Here is a 22,661-nt window from a genome sequence, read left to right on the forward strand (position 1 = left end):
GCCTATAAGGGCCCACCTAACCAGCCCTTATAATCATGAAAAATAGTCTGCCCTCAAACCGGTTCACAATGTGAGCCGGTTTTCTCCTTTAAAAAAGCAAAATGTTGCAAAATCATTTGAAATAGCGTAAAATTTATCTATTCGATGAAGAGAACAACTTGTATAAATATACTTTGTAGAGAGCCGATTGTAGGTGGAAGGTTGGCAGTCCCTATTTATAACGAGAATCATCTCTTGGAAACTTTTCTGAAATACATGATAGATTAAGAAGGGTCGCTTAAATGGCGTTAGCAATTTACCTAGGCAAATGAATATCATTTGTAAATATGGGTGGTACCGCGGAATTGATTTCGCCCCTGCTGTTTGCAGGGGCTTTTTTATATTTTGCGGAACAATGATTGTAAAAGAAGTCTAATTAAGGAGGAAAATTGATGAAAATGAAGGAAACCTTACAAATTGGGAAAACAGAATTTCCAATGCGTGGGAACTTACCAACAAAAGAAGTAGAATATCAAAAAGAATGGGAAGAAGCTGATGTATACGGACAACGTCAAGCGAAGAATGAAGGGAAACCATCATTCGTTCTTCATGATGGCCCACCTTATGCTAATGGTGCACTTCATATGGGACATGCCTTAAACAAAATTTCAAAGGACTTTATTGTTCGTAGTAAATCAATGAGCGGATTCCGTGCGCCGTATGTTCCAGGATGGGATACACATGGACTTCCAATCGAGCAAGCTCTTGCGAATGCTGAAGGGGTTGACCGTAAAAAATTATCGATTGCTGAATTCCGTAAATTATGTGCGGAATACGCATTACGTCAAGTGGACAACCAACGTGCGGAATTTAAACGTTTAGGGGTTACAGGGACATGGGATAATCCGTACCTAACACTTCAACCAGAATTCGAAGCAGAACAAATTCGTGTATTTGGTAAAATGGCGGAAAACGGCTATATTTACAAAGGGTTAAAACCTATTTACTGGTCTCCATCAAGTGAATCTTCACTTGCCGAAGCTGAAATCGAATATAAAGACGTAGAAAGCCCATCTATTTATGTGGCGTTCAAAGTCAAAGACGGAAAAGGTGTTGTACCTGATGATGCGTCATTCGTTATTTGGACAACAACTCCTTGGACACTTCCAGCAAACTTAGGAATCTTCGTACATCCTGACTATGTATACGCAGAAGTGAAAACTGAAAAAGGTACTTTTGTAGTAGCAAAAGAATTAGTGAACTCACTTGCTGAAACTCTTGGTTGGGAATCAGTGGAAGTAGTAAAAGAATTCCGTGGAAATGAATTGGAATATGCAACAGCATGGCATCCATTCTACGAACGTGAATCACTAGTGATGCTAGGGGACTACGTAACGCTTGATGCGGGTACTGGTTTAGTTCACTCAGCTCCTGGACACGGGGAAGACGACTTCTACTATTCACGTAAATACAACTTAGATGTATTATCACCAGTGGATAACCAAGGTCATTACACGGCGGAAGCTCCTGGTTTTGAAGGAATGTTCTATGCTAAAGCAAATAAAGTCATTACAGACATGTTAGCTGACAATGGTTCATTACTAAAACTAAGCTATTTCGTGCATAGTTACCCACATGACTGGAGAACGAAGAAACCAGTAATCTTCCGTGCAACTCCACAATGGTTTGCGTCAATCGATGCTTTCCGTCAAGATATTTTAGATGTGATTGAAAATGATGTGAAATGGTACCACCCATCAGGTCAAGTCCGTATTTATAACATGGTTCGTGACCGTGGCGACTGGGTAATCTCTCGTCAACGTGTATGGGGTGTTCCACTTCCTGTATTCTACGCTGAAAACGGAGAACCAATCATCACTCCAGAAACAACAGAACACGTTGCTAAATTAGTGGAAGAATTCGGTTCTGACGTATGGTTCGAACGTGAAGCAAAAGACCTATTACCAGAAGGATTTACACATCCAAGCAGTCCAAATGGTACATTTACAAAAGAAATGGACATCATGGACGTATGGTTCGACTCAGGTAGCTCACACGCTGGTGTATTAAGCATTCGCCCAGAATTAACATTCCCAGCTGATTTATACTTAGAAGGATCAGACCAATACCGTGGATGGTTCAACTCAAGTTTAACAACAAGTGTAGCGGTTCATAAACAAGCGCCTTATAAAGCAGTTCTTTCTCAAGGGTTCGTAATGGACGGGGAAGGCAAGAAGATGAGTAAATCTCTAGGAAACGTCATCTCACCTGCAAAAGAGATGCAAACAAAAGGGGCAGACATTATTCGTCTATGGGTATCTTCTGTGGACTATGAATCAGACGTACGTATCAGTACTGAAATCTTAAACCAAGTCTCTGAAGCATACCGTAAGATTCGTAACACAATGCGCTTTATGTTAGCGAACACTACAGACTTCGAACCATCTAAACATGCCGTAGCGTTTAAAGACCTACGTAGTGTGGACCAATACATGATGATTCGTTTCAATGATGTTGTGAAAACTATTGAAGAAGCGTATGAAAGCTACGAGTTCTCAACTATTTACCAAACAGTGATGAACTTCTGTACCGTTGATTTATCACAATTTTACTTAGACTTTGCAAAAGACGTTGTGTATATCGAACATGAAGATAACTACGAACGTCGTGCAATGCAAACAGTCATCTACGATATTTTAGTGAAATTAACGAAATTACTAAGTCCAATCTTAGTTCACACGAGTGAAGAAGTTTGGAAACACTTGAAGGAAGAAGAAGCTTATGTTCAATTAGCTGATTTCCCAGCAGTTGAAAATTACGAAAACAAAGAAGAAGTATTAACACAATGGGCTGAATTCTTCAAAGTTCGTAACACTGCTTTGAAAGCTTTAGAAGAAGCTCGTAACGAGAAATTAATCGGTAAGAACTTCGAGGCAAAAGTAACGCTTTACCCATCTAATGAAGTTCGTGCTTTATTAGAGGGCTTAAACACCAATGTCGCTCAATTATTCATCGTCAGTGAATTAGAAGTGGCTCAAGAAGGAGTTGAAGCTCCATCGAATGCTGTTGAAGGCGAAGGCGTGAAAGTCGTTGTTGAACATGCCAAAGGTGAAACTTGTGAACGTTGCCGTGCTGTGAAGATTGAAGTAGGAACATTAGAAGATGCGCCAACTTTATGTCATCGTTGTGCAGCAATTGTGCGTGAACACTTCCCAGAAGCATTAGTTCCGGAAGCAGAATAGTAAAATTTTAACTGAGACTGAGAAATTCGGCTCAGTTTTTTTGAATAAAAATCATATAAAAATCGGCCTTAAGTACCATGTTTAACAAGATGAGAATGATACAATAATGCTATAAGGAGGGAATGCCATGAAACAGTGGTTTAGACTAATAAAATTGAGCTTTTTTATCTTGTTAACGTATAGATTGGCGGATTATGTGGATGGCTCAATGAAAAAAGGGATAGTAGTAACTGTTTTATTACTTGCCATTTTCTTTTTTGTTCTATTTCCTCGAGAGATGGAGGTTCAATCATTTTTTGAAAAAACAAAGAAACCTTTGAAAAAGACTTCCACTAAAGTACAAGAAGGGTATGAACAATCTGGACTTTCCAAACAGGATATTGAATATTTCAGACAAAAAATGGCGGTCGTAAAAGATCAAATCAACGAAATTGAGGACAATATCCAAGGATATACAAAACTCAGAATTATTGCGAATCGCTATAATACTTCAATAACAATGAAGGATTACTTTAGAGAACTTGTGGCAAATCCAGAGAAATTACCAGATGCAGATTTGTTTGTGCATACTTGTGTACCTTCGCTAAAAGAAATGACCTCAGCTTACCGGAAGATGAGTGAGCAACCCGTTAAAGGAAGTGAAACTTATCAAACGTTGCAAGAATTGGCTGAAAAGATTGAACTCACTTGTGAGAAGTTAGAAGAAGATTATTTACATTTCCAAGAAGATAGAATTCAAAATTCTGAAGCAGAAATGGACTATGTCTCTCGAAAGATTCTAGAAAAAGGTAAAGGAGCAAAATAAAATGACAGAAGAAAAAACTAGCATGGTAGATGCCCTCATTCAAAATCCCTTTGGTGAGGATGTTGTGAAAAATACAAGTTTACAAGATGTTTCGGCTGATTTTCCACAAGAACAAGTGGAACCACAAAAGGCTTTGGTGGATTCATTGCCTGAGAAACAACAAGAACAGGCTCGAGCTTTAGCGAAACAAATCGATGAAAAAAATATGCAAGCCATTATTAGTTATGGTGCGGGAGCTCAAAAGCAATTAGGGGAGTTTTCACATTCAATGCTTGCCCATGTTCAAAATAAAGATACTGGCGAAATTGGCGACACCTTAAATGAATTGATGATGCGCCTCAACGAGACGAATCCACAAGATTTAGTGGCAGAGGACTCTAATATTTTCCGTAAAATTTTTGGACGTGTGAAGAAATCTATTTACGAAATGCAATCGAAATATCAAGAAGTTGGATCTCAAGTGGATAAGATTGCTGTGAAATTAGACCATGAAAAAAATGGCTTATTAAATGATAATTTATCTCTTGAACAGCTCTATCAACGGAATAAAGAATTTTTTGAAGCATTAAGCATCTATATTGCTGCAGGGGAATTGAAAATTGAAGAAATGCAACAACAATTAATTCCTGAAGCCATGAAGAAAGCACAAGAAACTGGAGATCAAATGGATGTACAAACCGTTAATGATTTGCATCAGTTCCTTGATCGTTTGGAAAAAAGAAATCATGACTTGAAATTAACGCGCCAGATGACGATTCAACAAGCTCCACAAATTCGCTTAATTCAAAATACGAATCAAACATTAGCAGAAAAAATTCAATCTTCTATTACAACAACGATTCCTTTATGGAAAAATCAAATTGCGATTGCAATGACATTACTTCGTCAAAAAGATGCGGTTACAGCGCAACGACAAGTGTCTGAAACAACGAACCAATTAATTCAAAAGAATTCGGAAATGTTGAAAATTTCGACGATTGAAACAGCTCGTGAAAATGAACGAGGTATTATCGATTTAGAAACACTTCAAAAGACACAACAAGACTTAATTGAAACGTTAGAAGAAACGATCTTGATTCAACAAGAAGGTCGTCAAAAACGTAGAAAAGCAGAATATGAATTGACACAAATGGAGCAAGAACTTCGAGAAAATTTATTAGTATTAAGTCAAAAAGAAAAACGAATCAATCAATAAATAACGGATTCGGATAAATGAAAAATCTTTACCTTCTCATTCCATTCGGATGAAATAAGGTAAAGATTTTTATTTTTCAGTAAAGTATCGATTTATTTCACATTATGACAAATGCTTAACAAAATGATAAACTCTGCCGTGAACCTTGATATTTTCTCTAACATTATTTAAAATAGGATGAAAGGAAAAAAATATTATTTAATGAGGTGAAAAAATGCACGTATGGGTTGTAGTTCTAGCGTTATTAGCATTAGCAGTATTTTTCTTATTCATTTCACTATTCTTAAAGGATAATCAAAATGAAGAGGAGATTGATGAATTAGCGGAAGGTTTATTAGAATTAAATCGTGAAGTATATTCATTAAAGAAAAAAATTCAAGAATTAGAAGGAACAACTGTTTACAAAGGACCATCAGTTGAGCCAACTTACGAAGAAGCTCGCGCTGCAAAACAAGCAGAAGTTCGTGTAGCTGAAAAACCAGTTTTAGAAGTAGTTCAAGAAACGACTCCTGTTGAAGAAGAAGTAACTACAGTAGAAGAAGTAGCTGTGGAAGAATCTGGTCGTCTACACAATGTAACTAAACAACAAATTATTACATTATTTAGCCATGGAAATTCAGTAGAAACAATTTCTGAGCAATTGAATGTGCCTGTTTCAACAGTACAATTAGTGATTGATAATTATTTTGAAGCAGATGCGAAATAAGGAGGAAGAAGAACATGAGTAAAACGAAATTTCGTTCTTTAGGAATGGGCTTCTTAGTAGCAGCGTTAATTTTAGCATTGGTAACAGTGATTTGGCCATTAGTTCCACAATCATTGAAAAGCCAATTAGATGCAGTGAATTTGCCAATCGTTACTGAAGGAGCAAATGAAGCAAGCTATAAAGCCGCTTACGAATCTTTATTAGCTGAAAAAGAATCAAGTAGTAAAGCATCAACAACAAGTGCTTCAGCTACGACTCAAGCTTCAACAACAGAAGCAGCAACTACTCAATCTTCAAAACCTGTATCTATTACAGTTGAAGAAGGTGAATCATCAAATGATGTTGCTGAAAAATTAGAAAAAGCTGGATTGATTAAGAGTGCCAAAGAATTTGTTGATTACTTAACAACAAATAATATTGCAGAAAACATCTGGACTGGAACTTTCGATATTAAACCAGGAAGTTCTAATGAAGAAATCGCACGTGCTATTGGTGCGTTACGTTAATAAGAAATGCAGAGTGTTACAGTCTCAAGGCTGTAGCACTTTTTTTATTGAAATAAATTAAAATTTTCTGAAAATTAGATGAAAACTATGGTACAATGAAAGTACGATTTTAGAAAGTGAAGTGAGAGTATGATTGAAAGAAGTCAAGTAGATGTAAATCAAACATGGGACTTATCGCATTTGTTTGAAACAGAAGAAGCTTTTAACGAAGCGTTAGAAGACTTAAAAGGAAAAGTAGATGGTTTCCAAAAAGAATACGAAGGAAACATTACAACAGCACATCAAGTGAATGCTGGTTTAGCAACCTACCGTACCTTATTAGAACAACGCGGTAAAATTTCTGCGTATTGCAACCTTGCTGTGAGCGCAAATACAAAAGATAAAGAGGCACAAACACGTGCTGCTCAAACACGTACAGTATTAGCAGGACTAGACGCTAAATTAAGTTTCTTTGAATCTGAATTAAGCCAATTGGATGATGCAGTATTAGAAGAAGCGCGCTTGAATAAAGAAGATGCCTTATATATTGAACGTCTCTTAGAAGATAAAAAGCATTTATTATCAAAAGACGTCGAAGCAACTCTAGCCGCTCTTGGAAATACCTTAGATGCTGGCTACCAAGCGTACAACGATATCAAATTTAAAGATATGCACTTCCCAGATGTAGAAGCAGACGGACAAGTGATTCCGATGACATACAATAGCTTCGAAGGCCGTATGCAATCTGAACCAAATACAGCAATCCGTCGTGAAGCCTTTAAAGTATTTAGCGACACATTACGCAAATACCAACACAGTACAGCTTCAGCATATAACACACAAATTCAAAAAGAAAAAACAATGGCAACATTGCGTGGATTCGATTCAGTGATTGATTATTTATTAGACCGTCAAAAAGTTTCTCGTGAATTATACGACCGTCAAATCGATGTGATCATGGAAGAATTAGCGCCACATATGCGCAAATTTGCACGCCTCATCAAAGAAATTTATCAATTAGATGAAGTACGTTATGAAGACTTGAAACTAGAAGTAGATCCAACATACGCTGCCAAAGTAACGTATGACGAAGCAAAACAATACATCTTAGAAGGGCTAGAACCTCTAGGAGAAGATTACCTCAAGATTATGAAGGAAGCCTTCGACAATCGTTGGATTGACTACGCTGAAACAATCGGTAAACGTACTGGTGCGTTCTGTTCATCACCTTACGGGGCAAATTCATTTATCTTAATGTTCTTTACAGAAGATATGAATGACTGCATGACGTTAGCGCATGAATTAGGTCACGCAGGGCACTTCCAATTGGCGTATAAACACCAAAATATTCTAGATGGTCGTCCAAGTATGTACTTTGTGGAAGCTCCATCTACAACAAACGAATTATTAGTTGAGTTCTACTTGAAGAACAAAGCAGGCGATGACTTACGTATGAAACGTTGGATTATTTCTCAAATGGTCGCTAAAACGTACTACCACAACTTTGTGACTCACTTATTAGAAGCGTACTTCCAGCGCGAAGTATACCGCTTAGTGGATGCAGGTAAGAGTTTAGACGCAGATACGTTAAATGATTTATTTAGAGAAACTCTTGCGAAATTCTGGGGACCAGAAGTGGTTCTTACCAAAGGAGCAGAGTTAACATGGATGCGTCAACCGCACTATTACATGGGACTTTACTCATACACTTACTCAGCTGGTTTAACAATTGGTACACAAGTGGCGAAAATGATTCAAAAAGATGCAAGTTTAGCAAACACTTGGGTAGAAGTATTGAAGATGGGCGGAACGAAGAGCGCAGAAGAGCTTGCGAAAGCAGCAGGCGTGGATGTCTCAACAGATGCACCACTGAAAGATACGATTGCAACCATCGGTGGCTTAATCGACGAAATCGTAGATATTACAAAACAATTGAATGCATAAAAAATTAAGGTCAGCAAGGAAATCCCTTGTTGACCTTTTTTCGTTTTTATTGGTTTGATTGAGACACAATCAGTTGTACAGATCCGTTGATTTGAAGTGTAGGTGTTCCAGAAGGAAGAATAAAGGAATCTGCTTTTTGGATTGGATACTGTGTTCCATCGACTGTGAGCGTTCCTTTTCCGTCTAACACCGTCACAAGATGATAAGTAGAAGAGAGGGCATCGCTGTAGTCGCCGTCGATATCGTATTTCCAAACGGTAAAGAACTTGTTCTCTACAAAAGTCGTTCTTGTTCCCTTGTCAGTCGTCACCACTTGTTGGTTAGTTGTTGGGACACTATGCGGAATCGTTGTGACATCTTTTGTTTGTTGAATATGCAGAGGACGAGGGTTACCAGTGTCGTCAGTGCGTTTGTAGTCATAGACGCGGTAAGTCGTGTCTGAATTTTGTTGCGTCTCAAGAATCACAATACCGCCACCAATGGCATGAATCGTTCCACTTGGAACATCGAAGAAATCGCCCGCTTTCACAGGAACTTCGGTAAATAGGTCGCCCCATGCTTCATTGTCGATTTTCTCTGCAAATTCTTCAGGAGTCATCGCTGTATGTCCATAGACAATTTTTGCGCCTGGCTCTGCTTGTACGACATACCAGCATTCATTTTTTCCATATTCGCCTTCATGTTCCAGCGCATATTCGTCATCTGGATGCACTTGAATTGATAAGTCATCGGATGCATCTAGTAACTTAATCAGAAGAGGGAAGCTTGCTAATTGTTGCCCATTGAAGAGCTCTGGATGGGTTTTATAGAGTTCATCTAATCCTTGTCCTGCATATTCTGCAGGGCTTTTTATCGTTGAAATTCCATTTGGATGCGCGCTAATAATCCACGCTTCTCCTGTTTTCTCAGAAGGGAGAGTGAAATTAAAAAGAGAATTTAGTTTTGTTCCTCCCCAAATTTTCTCTTGAAGAACAGCATTTAAAAAAATTGGTTTTGTCATATTTATGCCTCCTATGATGAATGTCTTAGTGCAAATGAATTAAATTCAAATAGATCGTATCTATGTCGGCTAATCGAGTACTCAAATGGAGTTCCATTATCGAGGTAGGCCACTTGTTCTACTTCAAAGACAGGCTCTGTTGGAAGGAGTTGTAAATAGTCTTGCTCATCTTCTGAACTAGGTGCTGCACGTAAGATTTTAGTAGCACTTGCAATGCGCAAGCCTAATGGACCTTCAATATATTGATAGATGGAGTTTAATAAAACTTCTTCCGTAATCCCTGGAATGACGCTTGTACTCATATAGGTTTGTTCTAATACGTACGGCTTGCCGTCGATGATGCGAAGTCTATGAATATTATAAACAGGACTTTGCACTGGTACTTGTAATTTTTCTGCAAGGAATTCAGAAGCAAACTCTAATTTAAAATGAATAATTTTGGATTCAACAGTAGAGTGTGTATCCTCAGAAATCTTCGTCAGTCCTTTAATATCACGTTCTGGAACGATGAGTTTTCGTTTCGACGTACCACGAGAGAGGACAAATGTACCTTGGCCGCGTTTTCTGAAGATAAGCCCTTCAGAAACGAGTAAGTCTAATGCTTTCTTGACCGTCATTCGACTGCTATTAAATTCTTTCGTTAATGTGATTTCATCGGGTAATTGTTGGTTAATGGCGTATTCGTTACTTAAAATCTTTTCACGAATCGCATGGTAAATCTGTAAATATTTTACGCTCATCGAATGTCATCCTTTCTCTAAACTTAGCTATATTATAACAAATGTAGAATGAATAGGCAAAATCGATTATTCGAATACTATTTATAAATATTGTCTAGACAAATATTTAAATTGTGATATACTATACGTGAAAAAGCTTACAGAAAGGAGGTTAATTATGAAGAAACAATTGAGTTTCCCTCAAGGGTTCTGGTGGGGGGCTGCTTCAAGTGGACCGCAGACAGAAGGACAATTCGATAAGGCACATGAAAATGTGATGGATTACTGGTTTAGAACTGATCCAGAAGCTTTCTTTAATGGCGTCGGTCCAGATATGGCGAGTGATTTTTATCATACGTATCCTGAAGATTTTCGTTTGATGAAGGAGATTGGATTTAATTCATTCCGGACATCGATTCAATGGAGCCGTTTGATTAAAGACTTCGAAACGGGTGAAGCTGATCCAAAGGCTGTGGAATTTTACAACGCTGTTATTGAAGAAGCGAAGAAAAACGATATTGAACTTGTACTGAATTTACATCATTTCGATTTGCCAGTTGAATTGCTTCAACAATATGGCGGTTGGGAAAGTAAACATGTCGTGGACTTATTCGTGAAGTTTGCCAAGACTGCGTTCGAATGTTTTGGCGATAAGATTCATTACTGGACAACTTTCAATGAGCCAATGGTCATTCCAGAAGCAGGATACTTATATGCATTCCATTATCCGAACCTAAAAGGGAAAGGGAAAGAAGCCGTTCAAGTGATTTATAATCTAAATCTTGCAAGTGCCAAAGTGATTCAACTCTATCACTCGTTAGGATTGGATGGCGAGATTGGGATTATTTTAAACTTAACGCCTGCTTACCCAAGAACGGATTCTCCAGAAGATATAGCAGCAAGTCAATTTACAGATGATTTCTTTAACAGAGTCTTCTTGAATCCAGCGGGGAAGGGAACATTCCCTGAAACCTTGGTGAAAAAACTAGAGGAGGACGGCGTGTTATGGAGTCATACTGAAGAGGAATTGCAGCTCATTCAAGAAAATACAGTCGATTTTCTCGGAGTGAATTACTACCATCCAAAACGGGTTCAGGCACAACCGAATCCTGAGGAATATAAAACACCTTGGATGCCAGACCAATACTTTAAAGAATATGAATGGCCTGAACGTCGCATGAACCCATACCGTGGATGGGAAATCTTCCCGAAAGCGATTTATGATATCGCGATGATAGTGAAGGAAGAATATGGCAATATCCCATGGTTCATTAGTGAAAACGGAATGGGTGTGGAAAACGAAGGTCGCTTCATTGGAGAAAATGGAGTCATTGATGATGTGTATCGTATTGAATTTTATGAAGAGCATCTGACTTGGCTACATAAAGCGATTGAAGAAGGTAGCAACTGTTTTGGATATCATACATGGACTGCTTTTGATTGCTGGTCTTGGAATAATGCGTACAAGAATCGTTATGGATTTATTTCTGTAGATTTAGAAACGCAAAAGAGAACCATCAAGAGTAGTGGAAGATGGTATCGCAACGTTAGTGACAATAACGGATTTGAAGTAGAAGTCGAGGAATAAAGAGAGGAGATATTCAGATGAAAAACTCGAAATTTATTGACAAATTTGCCGCGTTTGCTGGTAGATTGGGGAACCAAATTCATTTAAAAACCCTAAGAGATGCATTTGCGACAGTAATGCCATTATATATTTTGGCAGGTTTAATTGTTCTTTTGAACAACACAGTATTTAAGTGGATTTTTGAAGGGGATACATTAACGAAATTCCAATATTGGGGTATTACAATCGCAAACGGTACTTTAAGCATTTCAGGAATTATTATCGCCGTAATGGTCGGTTATTTCTTAGCGAAAAACAGAGATTTTGAAAACCCATTGGCAGCATCAATGCTATCATTAGTTTCTTTAATTGTTATGATGCCAAATACAGTTTCTGCAGTTCCTGATGGTGCAAAGGATGCCGTAAATATTTCAGGCGTTCTTTCATTTAACAACACAGGTACAGGCGCAATGTTTGCAGGGGTTATCGTAGCGATTCTTGCAACAGAACTATTCATCAAATTATCAAGTGTCAAAGCATTACAAATTAATCTTGGTGACAACATTCCACCAGCAGTTGGTAAATCATTCAGCGTATTACTTCCAGTAATGACCGTTATTTCATTATTTGGGGTTGTATCAGCATTATTATTCAACTTATTTGGAACAAACTTAATCTCAATTATTACAGTCTTCATCCAAGAACCAATTCGTCATATTGGTACAAGCTTAATTGGGGTAATCATTATTTACTCTCTAGGAAATATGTTATGGCTATTTGGGATTCACCAAGCCGTTATTTACAGTGCAATTCTAGAACCATTACTATTAATTAACATTACAGAAAACATCACTGCAGCAAACAATGGACAAGCGATTCCACACATCATCAACTTATCTCAAGTTCAAACATTTGCTTTAATGGGTGGTAGTGGATCTACATTATGTTTATTAGTTGCAACATTCTTAGTAAGCCGAAATGCTGCTTCTAAAAACGTAGCTAAATTATCATTTGGACCTGGACTCTTCAATATCAATGAACCTGTATTATTCGGTTACCCAATCGTTTACAACATTTCATTAGCGATTCCATTTATCGCAGTTCCAGCTCTTGGTATTTTAATCAGCTACTTAGCAACAGTTGCAGGCTTCATGAGCCCAGCATTTGTACAAGTTCCTTGGACAACACCAGTCTTCTTAAATGCATGGTTAGCAACAGCAGGGGACTTCAGAGCAGTTCTCGTTCAATTAGTCATCTTTGTACTTGGAGTTCTTCTATACATTCCATTTATCAAAGTTCATGACAAAGTTGTGGAACAAGAAATGAAGGGATAAGATTATGAAACAAATTTTATTAGTATGTAATGCAGGCATGTCGACAAGTATGCTCGTTAAAAAAATGCAACAAAGTGCGACTGAACGTGGAATTGAAGTTTCTATCGAAGCAAAATCCATTACAGAAGCGAAAAAGAATATCCATGAAGCAGATGTTATTCTCATTGGACCACAAATTCGTTATGAGTTGCCTGCAGTAAAAGAAATCGCAGGGGATATTCCAGTAGAAGCCATCGATATGCGTGACTACGGAATGATGAACGGTCCAAAAGTATTAGACCAAGCACTTACATTGATAGGAGAATAAAATGACAGAAGAAATGGAACTCATCTGTTTCCAGCTGATTGCCAATAGTGGTGCAGCCAAATCCTCTTTTGTAGAAGCGATTCAATTGGCTAAAAAAGGTTTTTTTGAAGACGCAAATGTAAAACTTGTGGAAGCAGAAGAAGCCTTCGTCGAGGCGCATAAAATTCACGCAGAGCTGATTCAAAAAGAAGCAGGCGGAGAAAAAACAGAATTCTCATTATTGTTCATGCATGCCGAAGACCAAATGGCTTCAACGGAATTAGTTCAATTGTTAGCTCAAGAGTTGATTGAGCTTTATCGTGAAAGACACGAACAAAAGTGATTTAGAAAAACACAGATTAGCATTTCTGCTAATCTGTGTTTTTTATTGACTTTCCTTCTTAGAAAGAAAAGATTCCGGAGAAGCTTACGGATTCTATAATAGCAGTAACGTGAAGAGCATCGAATGTAAGGGAGAAAGAGTTTACTTCGTAGTTAAAAACTTTATAAAGGTAGACGCAGTAGCTGATTGAATCAAGCTTCATCACTTGTGATTCGCTTAATTCTAATCAGCCTTGCGGGGGTAAGANTACAAAGCAAACAGGACTCACACTGTGAGTCCTGTTTTGTCTTTGGTCTTACTCCCGTTTGAAGCTTCGAAGGTGTAAGACTTTGGCTTACACCGGTGCAACGTTACAGCTATTATGAAGATATCCGTAAGACTTCGAAGGAATCTTTTTCTATGTTGAGAAGAGACAATCATAATAAATAGAATCATTAAGAAATGCCTAAATCCTTTTAAATCGCGTGAATTCAATGATAAAATAAACTGACATCAACCATGGAGGAACGTATGGAAGACAAAAAATTATTGATGAATACATATACAGGTCGCGTGTTTAATCCGCTTGAAATGGTACCAGACAACGTAGCCATTGAAGATATCGCGCATGCCTTAAGTATGATATGTCGAGGAAATGGACATCTTCGTTTCTTTTATTCAGTAGGATTGCATAGCATTAACTGCGCACAAGAAGCTATTGCTAGAGGATACCAAACAGGAACGGTCCTTGCGTGTCTATTGCATGATGCGACAGAAGCTTATATCGCTGATTTAATTCGTCCTGTGAAAAATCAGTTGCCAGAGTATGAAGTAATTGAAAATAACTTATTTGAAGTGATTAAAGAGAAATTCTTCTTGCAACATTTAGAAGAAAAAGAATGGACAAAAGTGTGGGCGATTGATCATGAAATGCTCTCTAATGAATTGCCTGTGATTTTAACGGACGAACCAATCATGGAAAAAGCGCCATTACTCAGCAGTCCAATTTTGGAAGAAAGAAGCATGCGCGCGGTAGAACTCGAATTCTTGAAGTTATTCACAGAACTCTTTGAGACGTATCAAAAAGACGTGAAGAACTTGAAACGCGCTCAGCAAAAGAGAATACTCGAAGAAATGACTCCAGGGAAACGACGCGCAGAAGAAAGACGGGTAGTAGAGTGGCTGAAAGGAATGCCACAATGGATTGAGGCTAAAACAATCGCTGTAACGATGCCAATGAGAATTGAATTTCAATTAGACTTGGTCGTTCAAGAGGCTAGAAGTGCAGGTAAAAAAGTTTTTGCTCCAGTCACAATGCCCGATAAGACATTAGTGTTTGTAGAGTGGAATGAACAAACAACCTTTAAACGTACGTCGTATGGAGCCCTAGAGCCAGTGATTGATAGCGCGCATCCGCTATTTGAAGCCAAAGATTTAGATTTAGTGATTGTTCCTGGATTACTGTATAGCACTAAAGGAGATCGTATTGGATTTGGCGGTGGCTATTACGATAGAACCTTGCAAAAGGTGGACGATTATCGTATTCTCTCGCTAGCATATACAACTCAGGTGACTCCTGTTGTCGACTGGCCAGTATTTGAAACGGACATTCATATTCCAACGATTATTACAAGTGAAGGAGTGGTTCGAGATGTTTAAAATCAATCCATGGAAATTAGAACGCATGAAGCGCAATTTCAACGAGAGCTTCAGCTTTACTTATTTATTTTTAGCGATTCAAGCAGCATTATTTATCGTAATGACGCTTGCAGGTGGTAGCACGAATGGACAAGTTCTTGTTAATTTCGGGGCGAAATTCAATCCGTATATCATTTATCAACATGAATATTATCGGTTTCTCACCCCAATTTTCTTACATATTGGATTGGAACATATTTTATTTAACAGTGTTTTCTTATATATGATTGGCCGTCAGATGGAATATGAAATTGGTCACTGGAGATTCCTTGTGGTATATCTGTTATCAGGAATCATGGGAAACCTGGCTAGTTTTGCTTTTTCATCAAGTATATCTGCGGGGGCAAGTACGGCACTCTTTGGACTTATGGGAGCTGTAGTTTATTTATCACGAAAACACGGCTACATTCGTTCTTTTAGGCAAATGGGAATGCAATACGCAGGACTTATCGTTATCAATATTGTCCTTGGATTTATTAATTCAGCCGTCGATAACTATGGGCACTTAGGAGGACTCGTTGGTGGATATTTAGTGATGTTGGCGATTAGCTTTAGAGGCGACCGCCTGACAAAACCTGCTTCACGCATTGCTGGAATTGTAGCGTATTTTGTCATCGCATTTTTACTATTTTGGCTAGGAATGAAAAGATAATGCTGTTATAATGAAAGCATATACAAGTTTCATGGAGTGAATACAATGGAAAAGAAAATTATTGGTATTGATTTGGGCGGAACGTCCATCAAATTTGCGATTATTTCACTTGAAGGTGAAGTTCAACAAAAATGGTCGATCCCTACAAATATTTTAGACGAAGGAAGTCATATTGTAGAGGACATCATTGAGTCGATTCGTCATCGTTTAGAATTATTAGGACTAACAAATGAAAACTTTGCTGGAATCGGGATGGGTTCTCCAGGTGTTGTGGATAGAGAAAATGGTACAGTGATCGGTGCCTACAACTTAAACTGGAAAACATTACAACCATTGAAAGAAAAAATCGAAGGAGCACTCAGCCTTCCGTTCTTCATTGATAATGATGCCAACGTAGCAGCATTAGGTGAAAAATGGATGGGTGCTGGTGGAGACCAGCCAGATGTAACCTTCTTTACACTTGGAACAGGTGTTGGTGGTGGGATTATCGCTGAAAATCGCTTGATTCATGGTGTTGCTGGTGCTGGTGGAGAACTTGGACATATTACGGTAGATTTTAGTGACCGACCTTTTGCATGTACTTGCGGTAAAAAAGGCTGTCTTGAAACCGTGGCAAGTGCAACAGGAATTGTGAACTTAGCGCGTCGTTATGCCGACGAATATGCAGGCGATTCAGAATTAAAAGCAAGAATCGATGATGGGCAAGATGTCAGTGCTAAAGACGTATTTGATTTGGCTAAACAAAATGATCCTTTAGCCTTAATCGTGATTCGTCATTTTTCTAAATATTTAGGAATTGCATGTTCACATGTTGCCAATATGTTAAATCCATCATTCATCGTCATTGGTGGTGGAGTGAGCGCAGCAGGAGAGTTCTTGCTAGAAGGCGTTCGAAAAGAATACGAACAATTAGTTTTCCCACAAGTACGCGAAACAACACATTTACGTTTAGCTGAACTTGGGAACGATGCAGGAGTCATTGGAGCAGCTTCTTTAGTGCTTTTGAAAGATTAAAAGAAACATGATACAATATCTCTTGTCTGATTAAATATTTATTAAAGGAGTTAAGTCTCATGTGGTATATCGTTTGGGCTTTATTTATGGCCTATGGAATTTATTTATTTGTATTAATCTGGATGCGTCAATCATCTGCTAAAGTAGTGAGTGCAGAAGAGTTTGGTAAAGATTTACGCCACGGGCAATTGATTGATGTCCGTGAAAAAGATGAATTTAAAGCTGCTCATATTTTAGGAGCGCGTAACATTCCATATTCTCAATTTAAAGAACGTTTCATGGAATTGCGTAAAGACCAACCAATCTATTTGTATGAAGAGGGCGTTTCTATTGCAGGTCGTTGTGCCTATCGTCTAAAGAAAAATGGATATACAAATATCTTTATTTTAAAACATGGTTTTGAAGCATGGAATGGAAAAGTGAAAAAAAGAGAAAACTAATATGAAAAGAGCTAGTTCATTTGAACTAGCTCTTTTTTATTATTTAATCTGTATGCTGTTTTCTGTAGTCCCCAGGAGAAACACCAATTTTCTCTTTAAAGATTTTCGTGAAATAAGAGTAATTATCATATCCGACTTCAGAGGCTACTTGTGCAATAGGCGTTTTCGTTTCTGATAGTAATTCTTTAGAAGCATTGATGCGTTTATCCGTAATATATTTGACCAAAGTTTCACCTGTTTCTTTCTTAAAGATTCGAGCTAGGTGATCCGCGCTAAGATAAACCATATCAGCCAAAGTGCTTCGGCTTAAGTCTTCTTTGTAGTGATGGTCGATATATTCGATGATACGTTGGATGCTATTTTTTTGATTCTCTGCATCTGTTACGAAATTTCTCGCATGAGACCAATAGTAAGTGAAGTATTCCCCAAAAGATTCAATCGAATGAAATTTTCTTTGGAATAGAAAATCATGCTGAGCATTTTGAAATAGCTTATGTGCTGAAATCCCGTTTTGGTCTAAGTAAATCCCGATTTGTTGCGTCCAGTCCAGATGTAACTTTTGTAAGATGACTTTTGGTATCATTCCGTTTGAAATATAGTGTAAGAGACTCTTTGTTAATTCGGATTCGTCTAATGAATCCGAGAAGGTGATGGAGTTGATTGCAACTTCTTTTTTCTGTAAAACGTCAACGTCAGAAGAAACTGGGATAATAGTATTCCAATAAGGAACTTGTTGCCCTGTTGCTGAGTAGAGTTCTTTAACCTCTTGTAAAATAGTTTTACATTGGAAGCAACTTTTGAACGTTAAAATTGAATTGCGATGTAATTTATTCAGAATTTCTTGTTGGATTTTTCTTGCAAATTCCTCACTATTGATAGAACTATCCACTCTAAAGAAGCAAACGTAATGGTCGACAAGACCTTCCATCTTAAACATGCTTGCTAGTTGATACCTCTCATTAGAAAAGGCTTGTAATACCTTTCTTAATTGAGAGGTCCATGATGGGATTTCCGGAGCGTAATCTGCCTCACTAATATTTAATGTAATCACGCCTGTTAGAAAATACTGATGTTCCTTTAAATTTAAATTCCGCTTTAGAAGTTCAGATTGCAGTTCTTCCAGACGGTGAATGCGTGGTTTTCTTAAATATTCAAACCAGAAATTGTTTTCAGTTTGGAACGCAGTTTCGTGTGAGGCTTGTGGACGCTGCTCTGTAATCTTATCAAGTGCTTTTTGAATAATAAACTCTAATTTTTCGAAGTTAATCGGTTTTAAGTAGTATTCAAAACTTTGCAATTCAATTGCTTTTTGTGCGTAGTTGAAATCTGCATAGTTCGTTAAAAAAATAGTTTTGATATCGTAATTTTCATTTCTCACCCAAGAGAGCAGTTCAAGACCACTTCCTTGAGGCATCTCAATATCGCTAATCATTAGGTGAATAGGATTTTCTTTAATGATTGCTTGAGCCTGAGAGAGACTGTTAGCCACATAGACGTTATTGATTTTTAATCGATCCCAACGGATTTTTTCACGTAACGCTTCGATGATAAAACGGTCATCATCAACGAGTAGTATATTCATTAGAATCTCCTTTCAACTCTTTATAAGGAACTAGAACATCAATTCTGGCACCGCTTGTGTCGTTATTTTCAAACGTAATTGTATAATCATTCGAATATAAAAGATTGAGTCGTTCAATCGCGTTTGTAATCCCAATATGGTGTCCGTCTTCAGATATTAATGATTCCATATTTTTAAGTTTGCTTAGAATTTCCCTCGAGAATCCTGGGCCATTGTCTTTAACACAAATCTCAATATAAGGCTTCTCATCAACTATTCGTTTTTGAAGAGAAAGGTTAATGACGATTCCATCTTGGAAAGAGAAACCGTGCTTAATCGTATTCTCAACAAATGTCTGAAGTAAGAGAGAAGGGACCAATGCATTGTGTAGTCTTTCGTCGAATGTTAACGCAAAATCGATATGATTCCCATAACGAATGCGCTGAATCTCCAAGTAGTCTTTAATATGTTGGATTTCTTTCTTGAGCGGTGAGAAGTCTTGATCCACCATAAAGAGGTATCGTAAGTAGTCAGATGTTAAAATAGTTAACTCTTCGATTTCTTTATAGTTCTTCGTTTGAAGCATACTGTGAATCATAGAGAGCATATTTAAATAAAAGTGAGGGCGAATTTGACTCTTTAAGTAGTTAAGTTCGACCTTTTTTAATTCCAACTGAGCATGGTACTCACGGATTTTTAACTCTTGCATATCGAATAGTACTTGGCTCAATTTATCATTTGCAGTATCGATTTCCAAAATCCCTTCAGAAGAAGTAATGTCATATATCGATGTTGATTCATCGATGCGTAAAAGACGATCTGTTAAACGTGTAATCGGGTTCAACATTCTGTTTCGAATGAATATAATCAACACAAGAGAAGCTATCGCAATGAGAATTGGAACAATGGCGATCAAGACTTCAAAAAGAACGATGCTCTTAAATACATCTGTGTAGTCAACTGCTACATAAATATCAAAAGGTAGTTGAGTCCGTTCGCTATCAGCCTCAATCAAGTGAGTTGAAGGCGATAAATTCTTTGGCTCTTTTAATGATATTTGTCCTTTTTTTCCGATATTTAGTTTTCTAAGTGGCGTTAGAATGTCATCTGCTGAGATAATTGCCATAATTGTTTTCTCTTTATAATGAACGACTTTAATTAAGTATTCCGTATCATTAATAATAATGGGTTGCCATTTACGGTCGTCAGTATTATTTCTAAACGAATTGATATTGTTTTTTAAATATAAGTAATCTTGATAGGGAATATAGAGAGTGGATGCACTCAGAAAATGATGCGTACCTTCTGTAGCTACTAAAAACGACATATGCGTTTCGTGTTGGTATTCATAATCATTAAAAGTTGTCTGTACTTTTCTAACGGTTTGCTCATAATCCATGTAACTTTGTGGCTCATTCAGCTCTTCTAATCCCTCATCGTGTGTGATGGTTGAATACAAAAAGCGTTCGACGGAACGCATTTCATCATTAAGTCCATTGGCGTAAATCTCAATAGAACTCGTCAACTGTTGAATATTTTGATTCTTAATAAAATCTCTTGTGGCATTGCTGACAAAGAGACTAATCACTGTAATGAGGATAAGAAGGACTAATAATACTTGAAAGAAAAATTTAAAAGAATGTCTTTTAGATAGAATACTATGTAGTTTCATAACTATTACCTCACTTCTCAAGTATAACACTATCACAAAAGTTGTCAAAAAACGATATGAATTAAGAAGATGTCGGAAAAGTGATATAAATATTTGAAATATTGTCTGAATAGTGAATACTTCTTATCGAAATAATGATATAAAGAAAGCGTTTTATTTTATAAAATAATGACAGATATTTAAACAGGAGGGAAATTATGAAAGATTTAACCACATTACAAAAAAGAAGAATAAAAAGCAACATTCCTTTATATGTGCTTCTATTTCCTTCAATTATTTTACTTATAATGTTTGCATATATCCCAATGTTAGGGCTTGTAATTGCTTTTAAAGATTACTCACCAGCTAACGGAATTTTAAATAGCCCGTGGGCAGGATTTAAATATTTCACCCAATTCTTTAAATCAGTTCAATTCGGAACAACGATGATGAACACATTAAAGATTTCAATTTATAGCATTCTCGTGGGGTTTCCATTACCAATCTTACTAGCGCTCTTATGTAATCAAATAAGAACAGGAAAATTCAAAAAGGTCTTTCAAGTAACCACCTATCTACCGCACTTTATTTCAACAATGGTTATGTGTGGGATGATCATTTTATTCTTATCACCAAATAGTGGGTTACTTGCTAATATCTTTAAATCACTTGGATGGACGATGCCGAACTTATTAGCAAAACCAGATAGTTTTGCTGGCGTTTATGTATGGAGTGATGTTTGGCAACACATTGGGTGGGACAGCATTATTTACTTAGCAGCTTTATCTGCCATCGACCCAACGTATTACGAAGCAGCTACGATGGACGGGGCTAGTCGTATACAAAAGATTCTCAACATTGACTTGCCATTACTTTTACCAACAGCAATGATTCTATTGATTTTAAGAGCCGGTAGCTTATTGAGTATCGGTTTTGAAAAAGTATTACTATTACAAAATCCATTGAACTTAGCTGGAAGTGAGGTGATTTCGACTTACGTATATAAAGTTGGGATGATTAACTTCCAATACAGTTACTCTACAGCAATCGGATTATTCAATACTGTAGTCAACTTAATCATTCTTTTATCTGTCAATTGGTTTTCTAAACGATATACCAAAACAGGACTATTTTAAAAGGAGGGTGGTCTTACCGTGAAATGGTTTAAGGTTTCAAGAAAATCAAAATCAGATTTGTTTTTTGACGTATTGATTTACGGTTTTGCAATCTTGTTAATATTATTAATCGTATACCCATTGTGGTTCGTTGTGATTGCTTCTTTTAGTAATCCTGCTGATGTAGCCAATGGTAAAGTATGGTTCATTCCCCATGAATGGAAATTAGATGGATACCTTCGGTTAATTGAACAACCACTGTTCTTAAGAAGTTATCTCAATACGATTTTATATACAGTAGTTGGGACTTTATTTGCTCTACTAATCAATATCCCTGCTGGATACGCATTATCTAGACGTGACCTACTCGGTAAAAAATGGATCAGCGTTCTCTACATTGTTCCAATGTTTGTTTCAGGTGGATTGATTCCAATCTACTTAACAGTGAAGAGTGTAGGACTTGTCGATTCATTCTGGGTAATGGTGATTCCATTTGCAGTATCTTCTTATAACATCATCGTTGCAAGAACATTCTTCAATAACAGTATCCCAGAAGGAATGTGGGAAGCCGCTCAAATTGATGGATGCGGAACGATTCGTTATTTCTTCAAAATCGTGGTTCCTTTATCAAAAGCTATTATTGCAGTAATTGGTTTATGGACAGCAGTTGGTATTTGGAACTCTTGGTTCAACGCTTTGATTTATTTAACGAAAGAAGAATTGCAACCATTGCAATTAATTTTAAGACGATTATTAATTAGTAATCAAATGATGCAATCTCAGGCAACAGGGGAACTTGCATCCGAGCTTCGTATTAAAGCCGATATGATGAAATATGCAGCGATTGTAATTTCAACGGCTCCAATTATGTTGCTTTATCCATTTGTCCAAAAATATTTCAATCAAGGTGTTATGATTGGTGCTCTAAAAGAATAGGAGAGATATT

Annotated in this window: 20 protein-coding genes and 1 other annotated feature; of the genes, 16 read left to right on the forward strand and 4 right to left on the reverse strand. The window is 37.3% G+C overall.

Annotation, left to right across the window (positions count from 1 at the left end):
- The first annotated feature begins 135 nt into the window (after positions 1 to 135).
- Positions 136 to 361: a binding site (T-box leader), on the forward strand.
- A 70-nt stretch (positions 362 to 431) separates the two neighbouring features.
- The 6 genes from ileS to pepF all read left to right on the forward strand — a co-directional run bounded on the left by ileS (position 432) and on the right by pepF (position 8,356).
- On the forward strand, positions 432 to 3,221 hold the full coding sequence (gene ileS / locus ADH99_RS01465; RefSeq protein ID WP_049555795.1) for an isoleucine--tRNA ligase: 2,790 nt from the start codon (positions 432 to 434) through the stop codon (positions 3,219 to 3,221).
- 127 nt (positions 3,222 to 3,348) lie between these two features.
- Positions 3,349 to 4,026, forward strand: a complete 678-nt coding sequence (locus ADH99_RS01470) for a 5-bromo-4-chloroindolyl phosphate hydrolysis family protein (protein WP_049555794.1) — start codon at positions 3,349 to 3,351, stop codon at positions 4,024 to 4,026.
- 1 nt (position 4,027) lies between these two features.
- A complete protein-coding gene (locus ADH99_RS01475; RefSeq protein WP_049555793.1) occupies positions 4,028 to 5,221 on the forward strand; it encodes a toxic anion resistance protein in 1,194 nt (397 codons plus the stop codon).
- A gap of 214 nt (positions 5,222 to 5,435) precedes the next feature.
- Positions 5,436 to 5,927 carry a helix-turn-helix domain-containing protein gene (locus tag ADH99_RS01480; protein WP_049555792.1) on the forward strand — a complete coding sequence of 164 codons (492 nt, stop codon included), beginning with the start codon at positions 5,436 to 5,438 and terminating at the stop codon, positions 5,925 to 5,927.
- 14 nt (positions 5,928 to 5,941) lie between these two features.
- Complete coding sequence (locus tag ADH99_RS01485; protein WP_049555791.1) at positions 5,942 to 6,433, forward strand: endolytic transglycosylase MltG; 492 nt, start codon at positions 5,942 to 5,944, stop codon at positions 6,431 to 6,433.
- 129 nt (positions 6,434 to 6,562) lie between these two features.
- Positions 6,563 to 8,356, forward strand: a complete 1,794-nt coding sequence (gene pepF, locus ADH99_RS01490) for an oligoendopeptidase F (RefSeq protein WP_049555790.1) — start codon at positions 6,563 to 6,565, stop codon at positions 8,354 to 8,356.
- A 46-nt stretch (positions 8,357 to 8,402) separates the two neighbouring features.
- Here pepF and ADH99_RS01495 read toward each other — a convergent pair whose 3' ends face one another.
- Together ADH99_RS01495 and ADH99_RS01500 are read right to left on the reverse strand one after the other, a co-directional pair.
- Complete coding sequence (locus tag ADH99_RS01495; protein WP_005605031.1) at positions 8,403 to 9,356, reverse strand: type I phosphomannose isomerase catalytic subunit; 954 nt, start codon at positions 9,354 to 9,356, stop codon at positions 8,403 to 8,405.
- 11 nt (positions 9,357 to 9,367) lie between these two features.
- Positions 9,368 to 10,096: a GntR family transcriptional regulator gene (locus ADH99_RS01500; RefSeq protein WP_049555789.1), complete on the reverse strand. Its 729-nt coding sequence runs from the start codon at positions 10,094 to 10,096 to the stop codon at positions 9,368 to 9,370.
- A gap of 157 nt (positions 10,097 to 10,253) precedes the next feature.
- Here ADH99_RS01500 and ADH99_RS01505 point away from each other — a divergent pair, with 157 nt between their 5' ends.
- The 8 genes from ADH99_RS01505 to ADH99_RS01540 all read left to right on the forward strand — a co-directional run bounded on the left by ADH99_RS01505 (position 10,254) and on the right by ADH99_RS01540 (position 17,388).
- Entirely contained in the window at positions 10,254 to 11,663 is a 1,410-nt protein-coding gene (locus ADH99_RS01505) for a glycoside hydrolase family 1 protein (protein ID WP_049555788.1), read from the forward strand.
- A gap of 17 nt (positions 11,664 to 11,680) precedes the next feature.
- Positions 11,681 to 12,976, forward strand: coding sequence for a PTS sugar transporter subunit IIC (locus ADH99_RS01510; protein WP_049555787.1), 1,296 nt, complete (start codon positions 11,681 to 11,683; stop codon positions 12,974 to 12,976).
- Between the two features lie 4 nt (positions 12,977 to 12,980).
- Positions 12,981 to 13,283 carry a PTS sugar transporter subunit IIB gene (locus ADH99_RS01515; protein ID WP_049555786.1) on the forward strand — a complete coding sequence of 101 codons (303 nt, stop codon included), beginning with the start codon at positions 12,981 to 12,983 and terminating at the stop codon, positions 13,281 to 13,283.
- Between the two features lies 1 nt (position 13,284).
- The gene (locus ADH99_RS01520) at positions 13,285 to 13,605 is read left to right on the forward strand and encodes a PTS lactose/cellobiose transporter subunit IIA (RefSeq protein ID WP_049555785.1); all 321 of its coding nucleotides are present in this window, start codon (positions 13,285 to 13,287) and stop codon (positions 13,603 to 13,605) included.
- A gap of 510 nt (positions 13,606 to 14,115) precedes the next feature.
- Positions 14,116 to 15,243: a 5-formyltetrahydrofolate cyclo-ligase gene (locus ADH99_RS10095; RefSeq protein WP_050755079.1), complete on the forward strand. Its 1,128-nt coding sequence runs from the start codon at positions 14,116 to 14,118 to the stop codon at positions 15,241 to 15,243.
- Positions 15,236 to 15,934: a rhomboid family intramembrane serine protease gene (locus tag ADH99_RS01530; protein WP_005605053.1), complete on the forward strand. Its 699-nt coding sequence runs from the start codon at positions 15,236 to 15,238 to the stop codon at positions 15,932 to 15,934. The genes ADH99_RS10095 and ADH99_RS01530 overlap by 8 nt, the downstream gene beginning before the upstream one ends.
- A 45-nt stretch (positions 15,935 to 15,979) precedes the next feature.
- Complete coding sequence (locus ADH99_RS01535) at positions 15,980 to 16,948, forward strand: ROK family glucokinase (RefSeq protein WP_005605054.1); 969 nt, start codon at positions 15,980 to 15,982, stop codon at positions 16,946 to 16,948.
- A gap of 59 nt (positions 16,949 to 17,007) precedes the next feature.
- On the forward strand, positions 17,008 to 17,388 hold the full coding sequence (locus ADH99_RS01540; RefSeq protein ID WP_005605055.1) for a rhodanese-like domain-containing protein: 381 nt from the start codon (positions 17,008 to 17,010) through the stop codon (positions 17,386 to 17,388).
- A gap of 43 nt (positions 17,389 to 17,431) precedes the next feature.
- On the opposite strand, the gene ADH99_RS01545 is transcribed toward ADH99_RS01540, so the two are convergent.
- Together ADH99_RS01545 and ADH99_RS01550 are read right to left on the reverse strand one after the other, a co-directional pair.
- Positions 17,432 to 18,970, reverse strand: coding sequence for a helix-turn-helix domain-containing protein (locus ADH99_RS01545; protein WP_005605056.1), 1,539 nt, complete (start codon positions 18,968 to 18,970; stop codon positions 17,432 to 17,434).
- Positions 18,951 to 20,621 (reverse strand): sensor histidine kinase, encoded by a 1,671-nt coding sequence (locus ADH99_RS01550; protein ID WP_005605057.1) that lies wholly within the window; start codon positions 20,619 to 20,621, stop codon positions 18,951 to 18,953. Before ADH99_RS01550 ends, ADH99_RS01545 begins: the two co-directional genes overlap by 20 nt.
- Before the next feature lie 197 nt (positions 20,622 to 20,818).
- Between ADH99_RS01550 and ADH99_RS01555 the strand changes: the two genes are divergently transcribed.
- Together ADH99_RS01555 and ADH99_RS01560 are read left to right on the forward strand one after the other, a co-directional pair.
- Positions 20,819 to 21,736 carry an ABC transporter permease gene (locus tag ADH99_RS01555; RefSeq protein ID WP_005605058.1) on the forward strand — a complete coding sequence of 306 codons (918 nt, stop codon included), beginning with the start codon at positions 20,819 to 20,821 and terminating at the stop codon, positions 21,734 to 21,736.
- Between the two features lie 18 nt (positions 21,737 to 21,754).
- Positions 21,755 to 22,651 carry a carbohydrate ABC transporter permease gene (locus tag ADH99_RS01560; RefSeq protein ID WP_005605059.1) on the forward strand — a complete coding sequence of 299 codons (897 nt, stop codon included), beginning with the start codon at positions 21,755 to 21,757 and terminating at the stop codon, positions 22,649 to 22,651.
- Positions 22,652 to 22,661 lie beyond the last annotated feature (10 nt).

It is taken from the genome of Granulicatella sp. 572.rep1_STHE (genome assembly GCF_001073445.1).
GTDB classification, from domain to species: Bacteria; Bacillota; Bacilli; order Lactobacillales; family Aerococcaceae; genus Granulicatella; species Granulicatella adiacens.